17 protein-coding genes and 1 pseudogene are annotated in these 14,575 nt (G+C 68.0%); 7 read left to right on the top strand and 11 right to left on the bottom strand.

The features are described from left to right. The first annotated feature begins 19 nt into the window (after positions 1 to 19). Complete coding sequence (locus ABD912_RS00730) at positions 20 to 553, top strand: hypothetical protein (RefSeq protein WP_345147727.1); 534 nt, start codon at positions 20 to 22, stop codon at positions 551 to 553. Between the two features lie 13 nt (positions 554 to 566). Here the strand turns inward: ABD912_RS00730 and ABD912_RS00725 are convergent, their stop codons facing one another. From ABD912_RS00725 to ABD912_RS00710, 4 genes and pseudogenes are all read right to left on the bottom strand, one after another. Next, positions 567 to 923: a hypothetical protein gene (locus ABD912_RS00725; protein WP_345147725.1), complete on the bottom strand. Its 357-nt coding sequence runs from the start codon at positions 921 to 923 to the stop codon at positions 567 to 569. Between the two features lie 212 nt (positions 924 to 1,135). Next, on the bottom strand, positions 1,136 to 1,687 hold the full coding sequence (locus tag ABD912_RS00720) for a hypothetical protein (protein WP_345147724.1): 552 nt from the start codon (positions 1,685 to 1,687) through the stop codon (positions 1,136 to 1,138). A gap of 93 nt (positions 1,688 to 1,780) precedes the next feature. Further along, entirely contained in the window at positions 1,781 to 2,191 is a 411-nt protein-coding gene (locus ABD912_RS00715) for a hypothetical protein (RefSeq protein WP_345147723.1), read from the bottom strand. Positions 2,192 to 2,320: 129 nt separating this feature from the next. Then, positions 2,321 to 2,515, bottom strand: a pseudogene (locus ABD912_RS00710) (IS30 family transposase); the annotation flags it as partial. A 219-nt stretch (positions 2,516 to 2,734) separates the two neighbouring features. Here ABD912_RS00710 and ABD912_RS00705 point away from each other — a divergent pair. From ABD912_RS00705 to ABD912_RS00695, 3 genes are all read left to right on the top strand, one after another. After that, positions 2,735 to 3,445 carry an alpha/beta fold hydrolase gene (locus tag ABD912_RS00705; RefSeq protein ID WP_345147722.1) on the top strand — a complete coding sequence of 237 codons (711 nt, stop codon included), beginning with the start codon at positions 2,735 to 2,737 and terminating at the stop codon, positions 3,443 to 3,445. A gap of 462 nt (positions 3,446 to 3,907) precedes the next feature. Further along, positions 3,908 to 4,684 (top strand): alpha/beta fold hydrolase, encoded by a 777-nt coding sequence (locus ABD912_RS00700; protein WP_345147721.1) that lies wholly within the window; start codon positions 3,908 to 3,910, stop codon positions 4,682 to 4,684. 815 nt (positions 4,685 to 5,499) lie between these two features. Then, positions 5,500 to 6,936 (top strand): DUF2252 domain-containing protein, encoded by a 1,437-nt coding sequence (locus ABD912_RS00695; protein WP_345147719.1) that lies wholly within the window; start codon positions 5,500 to 5,502, stop codon positions 6,934 to 6,936. 437 nt (positions 6,937 to 7,373) lie between these two features. Here the strand turns inward: ABD912_RS00695 and ABD912_RS00690 are convergent, their stop codons facing one another. From ABD912_RS00690 to ABD912_RS00665, 6 genes are all read right to left on the bottom strand, one after another. Continuing rightward, positions 7,374 to 7,796, bottom strand: coding sequence for an arsenate-mycothiol transferase ArsC (locus ABD912_RS00690; protein WP_345147718.1), 423 nt, complete (start codon positions 7,794 to 7,796; stop codon positions 7,374 to 7,376). Further along, positions 7,793 to 8,473, bottom strand: coding sequence for an arsenate reductase ArsC (locus ABD912_RS00685; RefSeq protein WP_345147716.1), 681 nt, complete (start codon positions 8,471 to 8,473; stop codon positions 7,793 to 7,795). The genes ABD912_RS00690 and ABD912_RS00685 overlap by 4 nt, the downstream gene beginning before the upstream one ends. A 31-nt stretch (positions 8,474 to 8,504) precedes the next feature. Then, positions 8,505 to 9,893: an FAD-dependent oxidoreductase gene (locus tag ABD912_RS00680; RefSeq protein ID WP_345147715.1), complete on the bottom strand. Its 1,389-nt coding sequence runs from the start codon at positions 9,891 to 9,893 to the stop codon at positions 8,505 to 8,507. Positions 9,894 to 10,086: 193 nt separating this feature from the next. Continuing rightward, entirely contained in the window at positions 10,087 to 11,064 is a 978-nt protein-coding gene (gene trxB / locus ABD912_RS00675) for a thioredoxin-disulfide reductase (RefSeq protein WP_345147713.1), read from the bottom strand. Positions 11,065 to 11,105: 41 nt separating this feature from the next. Beyond that, the gene (locus ABD912_RS00670; RefSeq protein ID WP_345147711.1) at positions 11,106 to 11,528 is read right to left on the bottom strand and encodes an arsenate reductase ArsC; all 423 of its coding nucleotides are present in this window, start codon (positions 11,526 to 11,528) and stop codon (positions 11,106 to 11,108) included. Positions 11,529 to 11,698: 170 nt separating this feature from the next. Further along, complete coding sequence (locus ABD912_RS00665; RefSeq protein WP_345147710.1) at positions 11,699 to 12,373, bottom strand: arsenate reductase/protein-tyrosine-phosphatase family protein; 675 nt, start codon at positions 12,371 to 12,373, stop codon at positions 11,699 to 11,701. 46 nt (positions 12,374 to 12,419) lie between these two features. Between ABD912_RS00665 and ABD912_RS00660 the strand changes: the two genes are divergently transcribed. Both ABD912_RS00660 and ABD912_RS00655 read left to right on the top strand, forming a co-directional pair. Beyond that, complete coding sequence (locus tag ABD912_RS00660) at positions 12,420 to 13,160, top strand: MIP/aquaporin family protein (protein ID WP_345147709.1); 741 nt, start codon at positions 12,420 to 12,422, stop codon at positions 13,158 to 13,160. A 94-nt stretch (positions 13,161 to 13,254) separates the two neighbouring features. Next, on the top strand, positions 13,255 to 13,605 hold the full coding sequence (locus ABD912_RS00655; protein ID WP_345147707.1) for an ArsR/SmtB family transcription factor: 351 nt from the start codon (positions 13,255 to 13,257) through the stop codon (positions 13,603 to 13,605). A 34-nt stretch (positions 13,606 to 13,639) separates the two neighbouring features. Here the strand turns inward: ABD912_RS00655 and ABD912_RS00650 are convergent, their stop codons facing one another. After that, a complete protein-coding gene (locus ABD912_RS00650; protein ID WP_345147705.1) occupies positions 13,640 to 13,852 on the bottom strand; it encodes a hypothetical protein in 213 nt (70 codons plus the stop codon). 194 nt (positions 13,853 to 14,046) lie between these two features. Between ABD912_RS00650 and ABD912_RS00645 the strand changes: the two genes are divergently transcribed. Next, on the top strand, positions 14,047 to 14,481 hold the full coding sequence (locus ABD912_RS00645) for an anthrone oxygenase family protein (RefSeq protein WP_345147704.1): 435 nt from the start codon (positions 14,047 to 14,049) through the stop codon (positions 14,479 to 14,481). Positions 14,482 to 14,575: the final 94 nt, after the last annotated feature.

The raw sequence follows: 14,575 nt of genomic DNA, 5'->3' as shown, positions 1-14,575 counted from the left end.
CGCAGGGCATACTGACTCCATGGCGATAGATCAACACCGGACCCTCGGCGTGAGATGGGTGGAAGAGGAGAAGTATGTCGACCTCCTGATCGACGGGAAGTCCGTCCTTGAACTGATTCCCGAGGTTGCTGACAGGATCACACCCCTTGCGAACCGGTGGCTTCGCGAGCCGGTGCTGGAGAGTGCCGCGGCCCTGCTGGGACAGAGAGAAACTAACGCTCCCCTGGGCCCCGGCCAGATCGAACTGGCCGTGTGCTCGCAGTGCGGAGATCTCGGATGCGGCGCCATCATCGCGCGCATCACCGTGACTGGCACGGAAGTCGCTTGGGAGGACGTCCGGTGGACGTTGGACCGAGAAAATGAGTTCGACGAGCTGCCCGACCCGGAGCCCCTTGCCCAGGCGTTCCCCGAGCGCATCGTGTTCGACAAGAAGCAGTACGAAGCGGCCCTGAACTCCGCCCTGGAGATGCTTGCACCTGGACCGTGGCGTGTTCCTCCTCCGTCAGAGCTCCGCTTTCGGCGCCTCCGGCGGCTGCTTGGCCTCGCCCGTTAAAGGCAGCCGGTCTTCACGGTGCCCGGTTTTCGCGCAGGCAGCCGATGATCTGCAAGTTCCTCAGTCCGGGGTGCGGATCATCGACTGCGGACACCTCGATCCCGCTCGACCGGCCGTCGTCATGCCACAGCAGAACCTGAACCAGGTCCGAAGCCGCGGCAGGGTCCACCTCGAAGGCCAGCGGGCGCTCGGTGCCCTCGGGAAGCAGGGGCACATCCCCTGCCACCTCCAGATCGAAGCACACGCCGCAGAACGCCCAGCCTTTGGTCCGGCTCGCCGCGAACTGCGCCTCAAGGATAGGGGCGAGGCCGCCCGCGTGGGCGATGAGTTGGCCGAAAATGTGAAGCTGTTCCGGCGTCGGTGTGTTCATGATTCCACCCTAGAAGGCCTGCCTCGGGCAGGATGACGGCCTGCCTTGAGATCGACCGTCGGAACCGGACACCGGAAAGGGTGGTTCGTCTCCCACATCGAAATCGTGCGGGACGAAGACGGAGACTGAACCACCGGCCAGTACGTGCATCGGACGGCTGCGAGCCGACCGCACTTCCGTCACCGACCCCCGGACGGGCAGCGCGCGCGATCCTACTTGGCCCACAACCTCGTGAACCGGTTCCGCAGCCAATTCGGCCATATTGCGGCTTCCGGCGTCTCCCGGCGCCACCCCGGGCGATTGATGAACCGCTCCGCGTCGGCCAGCGCTGCGTCGTACTCGGCACGGCCGAACACCAGTACCTGCGGCAAGAGCGATTCTGGATCGTCGGGACCGGGCTCCTCGTCGTCCTCCTCGTCGTCCCCGGCCCAGTGCGGCTGCCGCCACACGACCGTGTCCGCGTCCATGTCCACGTAGACCGCAAGGTTCCCGCACCCCCGGTCGCCGCACGCCCCGCAGACCGCGATCTCCAGCTCCCCCTCCAGAAGCCTCTCGTCGCGGCCATCGAACACCCCGCGGTACCTGGACAGCCACCCGCGAGCCGCTGCCCGCCTGAACCGGCGCGCAAACGGGGAAACACCCCATTGTTTTTGCGGGTCAACGATGTCGATGACCGCGCGCCCATCGATCACCAAATCCACAGCCTGGTCGGAAGCGTTCCAGCGCGCCGCGATCGAGGCCGGAGGGATGTGCCGGGTGTCCATTTCGCCAGTGTGCCACAGGCCAACCAGGCGTCCTCGCCGCAGGAAGTGCCCCGTCTTCCGGGGCCGGAACGGGCGGAAGGATCAGCCCTACGGCTAGGGAACCACCCAGTGGTTCCGGCCGAGGCGCCATTCAAGGCCGTCCACCTCGATCACCAGAACCGCGACCGTGCCCCGGCGGAACAGCCGCCGCCGCCGTTCGATACGCCCCTCCCCCTGCAGGTAGGCGCGCACGACAAGGCAGAGCCTTCGAAGCTCGTCAGCCTTTTCCTGTTCCGCATCGTCGTAGTCGAAGAGGACGGTCTGGACCTCCAGCTCGGGGACGAAGGCGTCCACCCACTCGTAGCTGGCCCGGATGATGGCCGTGCGGCCCTCATCGAACCGGCAGGCCACGCGGACCCTGTGTAGCTGAGGATCCTCCCTGGAGGTCGCGTCCTCCACGGTGAAGTTTCCGTCGAACACCTCGGCGATGACCCGATGGAGCATGGCTTTGATGTCGATGGTCACGACAACAGTCTCCCAGCCGCTTCCGGCCGTAGCGTGAAGGCCGGCGGCGAAGCAATCGAGAAAGGGCACTCAAGCCAGTAGCCGACGCTGCCACCAGCCAAAAGTGTGTCTTGCAACGGACGGGCGGTTTCAAAGGGTCGTCGCAACGGACGGTTTTGGTGGGTTCAAGAGTAGCTTCTGGAGTGCTACGGCGGGCGTGACGCCGCCGAGGATTTTCCGGGGTCGCTGGTTGAGTTCGGTGGCGACCTCGAGGAGGCGTCCCGGGCCGTGGAGGTTGAGGTTCGTGCCCTTGGGGAAGTACTGGCGCAGCAGAGGACGCCGCCAACAAAACGGCGGCATGATTCCCGGGACGGTTCATGCCCCACGCACAACCGATCAAGGAACACCCACTTCCGGATACAGTGGAAACGCTACCGACCCACACCCCCAAGCGTTATTCCGGCCAGTCCTTGACCGGAAAGTCCGACTGATGCGCAATCCTCGATGCGCTGATACCCACCGGCCGATACTCCCGGCAACCCCAGACGCAGTCCAGGAGCAGAAATGACAACGTTCATACTCGTTCCCGGTGCCGGCGGCGACGCCGGCTACTGGGACTGGCTGGTACCGCATCTTCTCCGCAGGGGACATGCCGCGATCGCGGTGGATCTGCCAGCTGCAGATGACACCGCAGGCCTATCGGCGTACGCCAACGTGATCGAAGCCGCTGCCGACGGCCACGAAACCGTCACGCTCGTGGCCCAATCGATGGGCGGCTTCACCGCACCACTGGTCGCTGCCCGCCGCCCCGTGGCGGAAATCGTGCTGATCAACGCGATGATCCCCAAACCCGGGGAAACCGGCCAAGACTGGTGGGCGAACACCGGCCACCAAAAGGCGCACGCCGCCAAGGCACGAGCGGACGGACGCGACCCCACGGGGGCCTTCGACCCCATCGCAGAGTTCTTCCACGACGTGCCCGACAACGTCATACAGGAGGTGCTCAGCCGGGGCGAGCCCCGCCAGTCAAACCGACCATTCGCCGACCCCTGGCCGCTCACCGCCTGGCCCAGCGTGCCGACCCGCATCGCCGCCGGAGCAGACGACCGGTTCTTCCCGCTGACATTCCAACAGCACGTGGCACAAGACCGGCTGGGCCTCCCCATCGATGTACTCCCCGGCGGCCACCTGATCGCGCTCAGCCAACCAGAGCGACTGGCAACATATCTCCTAGACGAAGTAGCGCCCAGCAGCCGTGATGGAACAGGTCCATAAGCCAGCAGAAGCATTCAGTGAGACCGGGCCGCCTTAGGCACTTCACCGACGACGTCAACCGCACCCGCCGCGCCAACCACCGCCGGTACCTGCCTCACCGGCTGCAGACACGAGAAATCGAGGAAGCCGCGAACAGGCCACGCACCGCCTGCGCAAGCCTGCTACCCGCAAGCGAAAGCCGCCCGCCACCGGAAAAACGGCGAACCGCTTCCTGCCCCGCCCCGCCCCGGAGCAGGAGACCCCCCGCCCCGACAACTCGATGACCACCGACTGCCCGCCCACGGCGGTGTCCGCGATCCGGCGCCGATACCGGCTGTGCGCCCGCCGCGACGATCCGCCACCGTTCACGAAATTCGTGCCAGAACCAAACGACGTCAACAGTCACGGACTTGAGGGATCGCGTCGCAGCGAAACGTCGGGCAGGATGGTAACGACCGACGTCCGCCCAGCCTTGGAGTAACGGTGCCCTTCTTCGATGGGGTCTCGGGCCCCGTGTACTACCGGCACTGGGACGCGGCCTCGCCCACGGCCGCGGTGGTCTTCCTGCACGGCTTCGGCGAGCACACCGGGGTCTACCACCGGTTCGGCGCGGCCCTGAACCAGGCGGACATCGACCTGTGGGCGCTGGACGAAATCGGGCACGGCCTTACCGGAGGCCAGCGCGGTGAAATCGAGAGCATCGATGCGCTGGTCTCCAACGGCCAGCGACTCACCGACCTCGCCGCGCAGGCCGGCCTGCCGCTGGTCATCGCGGGGCACTCGCTGGGAGCGGTGGCGGCCACGATCACCACCCTGCGCCACCCCGACCGCTACCGCGCGGCCGTGCTGACCGGCGCCACTCTGAGCATGCCGCGGTGGTTCGCCGACCTCGAGGGCGCCGGCGACGCGTTTGCCCTCGACCTGGACGACCTCTCCGGGGACCCGTTCTACCGGGACTCCCTGGAGAACGACCCGCTCGCCTTCACGGAAGCCGACATCGTCGACGTGCTCCGCAGGGCCCTGCCACCCGCATGGGCCGAGATCGACGAGACGATCGGCCACCTCAGGATTCCCGTCCTCGCCCTCAACGGTTCGGAGGACGCCGTCGCGCCCGTTGCGGACGTGGCCGCCGTCGCCGCCCGGTCCGCGCAGATCCGCACCCTGGTGTTCGAGGGCATGAAGCACGACATCCTCAACGAGACGGCGCACCGCGAGGTCGCCGCAGCCATCACCGCGTTCGTCAGGAGCGCGGCTGGTTGAAGGACCCGCCCGGGGAACCTGCCCGCGAGGTCGACTTATCCGCGACATCGTGGGCGTCTCGTAACCCGTGGGTAGCAAGACACTTTGTCGAGACACTCTTGTGAATCGCGGTGATAAGTGGCCTAGTTTTCGCAGGGCGGATTCCAGTGATCGTCACAACACCCGGGTGAGGGAGTTGCCATGGTCGGTCGGGGAGGAAGCCTTTACCTGAGCAGCCAAAACGACTCCACAGGGCAGAGAGTCCACTTCGGATCCTCAGACCCCGCGTTGCGGACCTCCACGCTGCGCCGGAACCCGCGCTCCACCCAGCGGCTCCTGGAAAACATCAACGACCAGGCGGCGGCGACATCGAACCGCCGGCCGATCGGCGTTCGGCGTTCGGCGTTCGGACAAGGAAAGCGTCCGGGCAGAATTTGCGCTGCCGAGCCTCGGGCAGGTGCGCCGCGGGCCCTCCGGGCTGATGGAGGACCCGAATCCGGAAGGCACAACCCCCTGAGTTCGGTGAAGAGCCCAGCGCGTTGACGATTGGCTGCGCCGGGGCCACAATCGCAGTGTCAAGGCGGACGAGATGCTGCATGGCTTGGTGAACGGGACAACAGCCTGGCCAGGCGATTCCCGAACGTTCCACGCGTGAGCTTTGATGGGTGCTTCCGTGAGGGGCGCAGCACCCTCGATGCTCGCTCGATATGTACCTAAGCAGCCACGCTGATGGAGCAGGAGCCAGGGCGCGTCAGCGCGCTCAGCCGGGACTGACCCAGGCAACTGCTGCCGGTGTGACGGTGGCGGTTCCGGACGCCAAAGGGAGGTCGCCGAGCATGGCGGAGAAGAAGGTCAAGCACCCGAGCGTCGAGGAACGTGCATCCCAGGGCAAGGGATACCGCGAGAAGACGCCCGTCGCCAGCCACACGGGCTGGGTTCCCGCTTCCGACCGGCCCGATCCGGTGGCGCTCCTTGAGGAACAGAACCAGACCCGGGAACAGGACCTCGTGCCGGTGCGTCACGGCCGGATGCTGGTCTCGCCGTTCACGTTCTACCGGGGTGCGGCCAAGATCATGGCCGCCGACCTGAAGGACACGCCGCGGGCCGGCTTGGACTGCCAACTCTGTGGGGACGCCCACCTGTCCAACTTTGGCGTGTTCGCCTCGCCGGAGCGGAACCTGCTGTTTGACCTGAACGACTTCGACGAGACACTTCCGGGGCCCTTCGAGTACGACGTCAAGCGGATGGCCGCGAGCTTCACCATCGCCGCTCGGAGCAACGCGTTCACCAAGGACCAAACACGTGACGTGACACTCACCGCGGTTCGGGCCTACCGCGAAGCGATGGCCCAGTTCGCGCAAATGCGCACCCTGGACATCTGGTACGCCCGCCTGTCCGAGGAGCAGCTGGTGGAGGCCATCGATCTGGCAGTGGCATCCCAAAAGGGCAAGGCCCTCAAGAAGGCAGCCCATGGCATGGGACAGACGGCGCGACAGAACGTCGCAAAGGCCCGCACTCGGGACAGCCTGCAGGCACTGTCCAAGCTCGCCGAGCTCGCGGACGGGAGGTACCGAATCGTCAGTCAGCCACCGATCGTCATTCCCGTCCGGGACCTGGGAGATTCGTACGGGATGTCTGGCGATGAGGTTGAGCACGCGGTTCGTGAGCAGTTCCGGTCCTACCGGGCCACGCTGCCGGAGGACCGGCGTCACCTGCTCGAGCGCTTCGAAGTCATCGACGTCGCCCGCAAGGTCGTGGGCGTCGGCAGTGTCGGTGCGCGGGCATTCATCGCCTTGCTCCAGGGGCGCGATCAACAGGATCCGCTGTTCCTCCAGGTCAAGGAGGCCACGCGATCGGTGCTCGAGGACCACTTGCCGAAGAGCAGGTTCAGCCAGCCGGGCGAGCGGGTGGTGCAGGGGCAGCGGATGATGCAGGCCGCGAGCGACATCTTCCTGGGGTGGACCAAGGGCGTGCAGGACAACCGGTACCTGTATTGGCGCCAACTGCGGGACATGAAGGGCTCGGCCGTCGTGGAAGGGATGCAGCCGTTCGGCATGACGTTCTATGCCAACGCATGCGGCTGGACGCTGGCACGAGCGCACGCCCGATCAGGTGACCCGATCGCGATTGCCGCCTATCTCGGCAAGAGTGACAAATTCGACGTCTCGATCACCGATTTCTCCGGGCGGTACGCGGACCAGAACGACAAGGACTATCAGGCCTTCGCCGACGCGGTTCGGACCGGCCGCCTGGAAGCAACCGACGGCGTCTAGGTCCAAAGCTTCAGGGCCGGGGACTGTCCCCGAACAGATGTGCCGGGTTGCGCTGGCGGCGGTTCGCGTTCCCAAAAACAAAGGATCAAAGAAGGGCCGAATCGAGAAGCCCCGGGGCAAATCGCTCCCTACGGCTGTGGAGTTCAGCGCTTCGTGGCGGCTTTCTGTGATCGCTCGGTGTCGCCAATCGGCGATATCGGGGAAGCTCGCGCGGCTTTGACGACGTCACCCTCGACCGGAAGCGAGTCTTGCAACCGGTGGGATGCAAGACATTTTTGTCGAGACACTCTCGGTTCCTTGCGTGACCGGCCCGCAAGCTGCGGGCAGAGCCTCACACAGAGCGCACCACCCAGTGGCTTGGGTGGTGGACAGCGCGGCAAGGCCGCCGCGCCGCGCACTCTCGCCGACAGCTCCCCGCGACTACACCCGGGGCGGGTCTAGTTGCCGGTGAGGTCGGTGTAGAGCTTGTGGACGCGGGCCTTGATGTCGTCGCGGAGCAGGCGCATGCGTTCCATGCCTTCGATGCCGCGTGTCGAGGGTTCGTCCGTTTCCCAGATTTCGAAGCGGGTGCCCTCGCGGGGTTCGAGCTTGGCTTCGGTGCCCAGGACGATGACGGCGTCCACGGTGTCCAGGACCTCGTCGGTGACGGGTTTGGGGTGTTCGCCGGTGATGTCGATGCCGAGTTCGGACAGGGACTCCACGGCCTGGGGGTTCAGCGAGGTGCCGGGGTTGGTGCCGGCGGAGTGGACGGTGACGGTGCCGGCGGCGAGCTGGTTCATCAGGGCTGCGGCGAGCTGGGACTTGCCGCCGTTCTTTTTGCAGACGAACAGGACGCTGGGCTTTTGGGTGTTCGGGCTCATGCGGTGGGTTCTTCCTGGTGGGTTGAGGCGGGCTGGGTGAGCAGGGAGGCGGTGAGCGTCTTGATCCGGTCGTGGAGTTCGTCGCGGATGATCCGCACGGCCGCGACGGGCAGTCCGGCCGGGTCGGCCAGATCCCAGTCCTCGTAGCGCTTGCCCGGGTAGATCGGGCAGGAGTCCCTGCAGCCCATGGTGATGACGACGTCGGAGGCGCGCACCACATCATCGGTGAGGGGCTTGGGGTAGTCCCGGGTGAGGTCCAGGCCCATTTCGGACATGGCAGCGACGACGGCGGGGTCCAGGTCGGCCGCCGGCATCGAGCCGGCAGAGCGGACTCGGATCCTGCCCTTGGCCTCGACGTTCAGCAGCGCCGCGGCCATCTGGGACCGGCCGGCGTTGTGCACGCAGACGAACAACACTTCGGGGACCTCGGACGCGACCGCGCCCTTGGACTTGGCGAGGGCGTTGAGCCGGTCGGTGGCGCAGTGTTCGGTGATGGCGGGCAGGTGCGCACTGACCTTCGCGGTGCGGGCCAGGGCGGTGTAGGACTCGAAGACGTAGCGTTCGACGGTTTCGGCGGCGAAGATCCCGCCGAACCTCTCGGCGAGGCGGGCTCTGATGCTGCGCAGCAGTTCGGTGTTGTCCTGCAGGCCCAGGCTGGTTTCACGATTCTCGGTCATGACGGCACTCCAAGGTTCGGCGGGCGGCGGGTCAGTGGTCGCCGGAGCGGCCGTGGGCCAGTCCGGTGGGGAAGCCGACCAGCACCGGTTCCGGGGCCGGGCAGCAACCCGCCTCCGCGGAAGGTGCTGCGGCGGCTGCCGTGGCCGTGGCGGGGACGTCGCAGCTGGTGCCGGCGCCGGCGGAGCAGACGCCGGTCTCGGGCAGTTCCAGGTGGACGGTGTCGGCGGCTGCCCGGTCCCCGGCCAGGGCCGCGGCGACGGAGCGGACCTGCTCGTAGCCGGTGGCCAGCAGGAACGTCGGTGCCCGGCCGTAGGACTTCATGCCCACGATGTAGAAGTCCTGCTCCGGGTGGGCCAGCAGCCTGGCCCCGTGCGGGGCGACGGTGCCGCAGGAGTGGAATTCCGGGTCGATCAGCGGGCCCAGTTCCCGCGGGGCCTCCACCGCCGGATCCAGGTCGAGGCGGAGCTCGCGCAGGATGTCCAGGTCCGGGCGGAAGCCCGTGCAGGGCACCACGACGTCGGCGTCCAGGACGCGCCCGTCCGTGGCCGCCACGCTCACGTGCGCGTCCAGGGTGGTGAGCGAGGTGATGCCGAAGCCGGTGTGCAGTTCGATGGTGCCGGCCTGAACGAGGCGGCGGAGCCGGAAGCCGAGCTGGCCGCGGGCGGGAAGCCCGTCGGCATCTCCTCCGCCGTAGGCCTTCTCCGCGGACGTGCCGCGGACCGCCCACAGGATCCGGGTCCCGGGAGCCTCCTTGGCGAGGTCGGCGAGGCTGATGAGGGTGTTGGCCGCCGAATGCCCGGCGCCCACGACCAGGGCCCGGCGGCCGGCAAACGATTCACGGTCCCGGCCGGTGACGTCGGGAAGGGGCGAGGAGATCCGCTCCGCCGCGGTGTCCTCGCCGAGGGCGGGTAGGCCCGAGGTGCCCAGGGGGTTGCGGGTGGACCAGGTGCCGGAGGCGTCGATGACGCCGGCCACCGTGTGGTCGCGGGTTTCGCCGTCCGCGTGTTCGACCCGGACCGTGAAGGGGGTGGCCTCGTGGTGGCGGGAGTGGGTCTTGTCCAGGCCGGCGCGGGTCACGGAGACGACGCGGGCCCCGGTCGTCAGGCGGGAACTGACCTCGGGCAGCGTGGCCAGGGGTGTCAGGTAGTGGTCGATCAGGTCGCCGCCGTAGGGCAGCGCGGTGAGCCGGGGCGATGCCCAGCCCGTGCCCTCGAGCAGGCGCACGGCGGCCGCGTCCAGGTTGTACCGCCAGGGGGAGAACAGCCGAACGTGGCGCCACTGCTCGATCGCCGCTCCCGCCGTGGGGCCGGCTTCGAAGATGAGCGGCTCCAGGCCGCGCTCGAGCAGGTGGGCGGCGGCGGCCAGTCCCACGGGGCCGGCGCCGATCACGACGATGGGGAGGTTGTTCAATGACTCCATGCTGTCCTCTTCGTTCTTCCGTAGGTGTGGCGGTTCGTGCGGGAGGGGCCTGCCGGTCCGCAGGGGCCGGCAGGCCGGAAAGGTCAGCAGCAGTCCTGGCTGGTCAGCAGCAGTCCTGATCGTCGTCGCAGCAACCCGAGTCGCTGCAGCATCCGGTTCTCATCCGGCTCACCCCCTTTCCTTCTGATGGGGTTTAGGCGTGGGTGGGTTCCTCCACCAGCGCGGTGGCGATGCTGTCCGCGTCCTCCAGCGCGGCGAGGTAGCGTTCGGCGTCCAGGGCCGCAGCGCAGCCGGTGCCGGCGGCGGTAATGGCCTGGCGGTACCGGTGGTCCACGGCGTCCCCGCAGGCGAACACGCCGGTGAGGTTGGTGACCGTGGTCGGGGAATCGACCTTGATGTATCCCTCGGCGTCCAGCTCCACCTGGCCGTTGACCAGGTCGGTGCGCGGAAGGTGCCCGATGGCGACGAAGATGCCGGTGGCGGCTTGGGTGCGGGTTTCCCCGGTGAGGGTGTCGGTCAGGGTCACGGCGGTGACCTTGGACTCGCCGTGGATGGCGGTGACGGCCGAGTTCCAGGCGAAGGTGATCTTTGGGTTGTCCTTGGCGCGCTGGGCCATGATGCGCGAGGCCCGCAGCTCGTTCTTGCGGACGACGACGGTGACGGATTTGGCGAAGCGGGTCAGGAAGGTCGCTTCCTCCATCGCCGAATCCCCGCCCCCGACGACGAGGATGTCCTGGTCGCGGAAGAAGAAGCCGTCGCAGGTGGCGCACCAGGACAGGCCGTGGCCGCTGAACGTCTTCTCCTCCGGCAGACCGAGTTCCTTGTATGCGGAGCCGGTGGCGAGGATGAGCGCCGGGGCCTCGTGGGTTTCACCGGCGCCGGTAACCACGCGCTTGAGGTGCCCGGTGAGCGCCACCTCGGTGACGTCGTCGAACACCACCTGCGCGCCGAACCGTTCGGCCTGCTGCTGCAGGCCCTCCATCAGCTCCGGGCCCTGGATGCCGGCGGGGAAGCCGGGGAAGTTCTCCACTTCGGTGGTGTTCATCAGCGCGCCTCCCGCGGTGACGGAACCGGCCAGGACCAGCGGGGCAAGGCCGGCGCGGGCGGCGTAGATCGCTGCGGTGTATCCGGCGGGGCCGGAGCCGATGATGATCAGCTGGTGGGTGCTCACGGGGATCTCCTGGGGAAGCGGGGGGTGATACTTGGCGGGTGCTACTTGGCAGCGGGGACGAGGGAGGCGATCAGGTCCTCGATGCGGGTCCTGATCTGATCGCGGATCGGGCGCACGGAGTCGACGCCCTTGCCGGCCGGGTCCTCCAGGACCCAGTCCTCGTAGCGCTTGCCCGGGAAGTACGGGCACTCGTCCCCGCACCCCATGGTGATCACCACGTCGGATTCCTGCACGGCCTCGGTGGTCAGGACCTTCGGAACTTCCGCGGCCATGTCGATGCCCACCTCGGCCATGGCCTCCACGGCGGCCGGGTTGATGCGCTCGGCCGGCTGCGAGCCGGCGGAACGAACCTCGATCCGGCCCTCGGCCAGCGTGGTGAGGAACGCGGCGGCCATCTGGGAACGGCCGGCGTTGTGGACGCAGACGAACAGGACGGAGGGCTTCTTGGTGGTCTCGGTGCTCACGGGTTTTCTCCTGGGACTCGGTTCGGGTGTCGGGTCTGATGCGGGTGTGCGGCCGACCCGTCGCTGCACCGAATGATATTGATGTTCGTCGATGCAAGGAGTATCGAACAGGACATTGATGATTGTCAATATTCGGGGTCGGAGGGTGGGCGGCGGCCGCCTCGGCGGGGTCAGGCGGCGTGCAAACGGGGAGCGAGGTCGTGGATGCGGCGGGAAATGTCCTCGAAGGCGTCCTCGAAGGCCTCCGGGGTGTTCGGTCGCAGAGGATCCGGGACCGACCAGTGGATGCCTCCCAGGTCCGTGAGCTCCTCGTGGGCGTTGTCGCAGACCGTGACGATGAAGTCGCCCTCCGCCGCCACCTCGGCCAGCCGGCGCGGGGTCGGCTGCCCGAGGTTGAGGCCGTGGCGCTGCGCGACCTCGATGGCCCCCGAGGCGACCCGCTCCGCGGGGTGGGTGCCCGCCGAGGCCGAGGGAATCTCGCTGGCGCGCCGCCAGAGGGCGGTGGCCAGCTGGGACCTGGCACTGTTGCGCGTGCAGATGAACAGGACGCGGCGCACCGCGTGTTCGCGCCCCGGGGCCAGCCCCTCCAAGGCCCCCGCGGCGAGTCGGACATAGCTGCGCCGCCTGTCGGCCTCGGAGCGGTGGCGGACGGCCAGGCCCGCGCCCTCGAGCGTGCGCAGGTGGTGGGAGAGCAGGTTCGAGGCAATGCCCAGCTCGGCCTGCAGTTCGGTCGGCGAGTAGTCGCCCAGGGTCAGCAGGTCGATGATCCGCAGCCGCGCGGGGTCGGCGAGGGCGGCGTGCTTCGCGACCCGCGCCCGGAATCCGTCAATTCGCTCAATATCCATTGATTCAATTTTGACTGAGTTAATTTCTTGGGTCAAGCTGGTTCCCATGACTTCACCCCAGCCGCCGCTGTGGCGCCGCGCCGTCGCCGAACTGCTCGGCACCTGCCTGCTCGTGACCATCGTCGTCGGCTCCGGGATCGCCGCGCAGCAGCTCTCCCCGAACGACACGGGCCTGCAGCTGCTCCAGAACAGCACCGCCACGGTGCTGGGCCTGACGGTGCTGATCCTGGTGCTCGGGCCGGTCAGCGGGGCCCACTTCAACCCGGTGGTCTCCCTCATCGACTGGATCCTGGGCCGGCGCAGCGGTTCCGGGCTGACCCTGCCGGACCTCGGCGTCTACGTGGTCGCCCAGACCGTGGGCGCAATCGGGGGCAGCGTGCTCGCCAACGCCATGTTCGAGGTGGGAACCTCCCTCTCCACCAAGGACCGCGCGACCCCGGGACACCTGCTCGGCGAGGTCGTCGCCACCGCCGGGCTCATCCTGCTCATCTTCGCCCTCGCGGCCACCTCCCGCGGCGTCCTCGCCGCCCCGGCCGTGGGCGCCTACATCGGCGCCGCGTACTGGTTCGCGTCCTCGACCTCGTTCGCCAACCCCGCCGTCACGGTCGGGCGCATCTTCAGCGACACCTTCGCCGGCATCGCACCGGCCTCCGTTCCCGCCTTCGTCGCGGCGCAGGTGGTCGGCGCCGTCGTCGGCCTGGGCCTGCTCCTGCTCCTGTTCCCCCTCGCGGCCCGCGCCGCGGACGACGTCGTCCTCCCCCACGGCTCCGGAACCGCCGGCCCGTAAGCCTCCGGCACCCGGTCTCAAACGGAGCCGCCCCGGCCCAAGGCCCGGGCGGCCCGTTCATTGATGAATGTCGATATGTGGGCATAATGGGTACATGAACTCGCTGCCCGTCCTCCAGCCCACCACGGACGAGACCTGCTGCGCCCCCGCGGGAGCCCCCGCCCTGGGCGCCGAGGAGGCCAGGCAAAAGGCCCTGGTCTTCAAGGCCCTCGCCGATCCGAACCGGCTGCGGCTGCTCTCCATCGTCAAGGCCGAGCCTGATGGCGAATCCTGCGTGTGCGACCTGAGCGGGCCGCTGGACCTGAGCCAACCCACCGTGTCCCACCACCTGAAGATCCTGGTGGAGGCGGGCCTGCTGCACCGCGAAAAACGCGGCACCTGGGCCTACTTCTCCCTGGTTCCCGGAGCGCTGGACGACGTCGCCGGCATCCTCGCCGCGCTGTAATCACGCGCTGCAACCATGCGCGAGCGGCCCGGCATCACCGTCCGGGCTCGTCGATGGTTTCCCTCGGGGAGTCTACGAGATCCTCCGTGGTGATCAGGTGGCGCGCTCCGAACCCGTCCTCGCGGACCCATGCCGCGCCCATATCGGGCGCGGTTTGTTCCACCTTGCCGCTGATCCGCCTTCCGCCGGACTCCATGGCTGTTACGTGGTCGCCTTCGTGCAGGCGACGGGCTGAATTTCCGTTCATCGCTTAGCCTCCCTCGGACAAACCCGTTCTCGTCCCTCGATTCTCCGCGGCTCCGATGACGGCCGGGTTAAGTGCCCGATAAGAACACATTCCGGACGCCTGCGCCGCTTTCCCGCCCAGCCGGTCCGGGGCCGTGCGTTCACCCGGCGGCAACCCCGGGCAGCTAGGCTCCACCCGACGGGGAGGAGGACGGGATGACGGCGCTGGCAGCAATCGCAGGCGTGGGGTCCGCGCTGGTTGCCGGCTTCTACGCCGCCTTCACGTTCACGGTCATGCCCGCGCTGCGACGGCGCCCCGCCCAGGACGCGGCCGCCACCATGGTCTCCATCAACGAACAAGCCGTGCGGCCGCCCTTCATGATCCTGTTCTTCGGAACCGCCCTGGCCTGCGCAGGCGCCCTGGCGGAACAGGCCGTCAACCCGGGCACGGACTCGCCCCTGCGGATCTTGGGCTCCGTTGCCTATCTCGCGGGATGGTTCGCAACGATGGCCATCAACGTTCCCCTCAACGGCCGGCTGGCGCGCTCCAAGATCGAATGGACCGAATTCGACCGCTCCTGGAGCCGAGCCAACCTTTTGCGCGCGGTCCTCTCCGCAGTCGGGTCCATCGCCCTCCTGGCCCCTCTCTGAACGTGGCGGAATGGGCCACCAACCGCCGTCCGCGGGGACAGCTGCCCGGCCTGCCCGGGTGAACTGGTCGCCGACGCAGGCGTCGACGGCGATC

It is taken from the genome of Arthrobacter ginkgonis (genome assembly GCF_039540195.1).
GTDB lineage: Bacteria > Actinomycetota > Actinomycetes > Actinomycetales > Micrococcaceae > Zafaria > Zafaria ginkgonis.
This window is presented reverse-complemented; position numbering and strand designations above follow the sequence as displayed.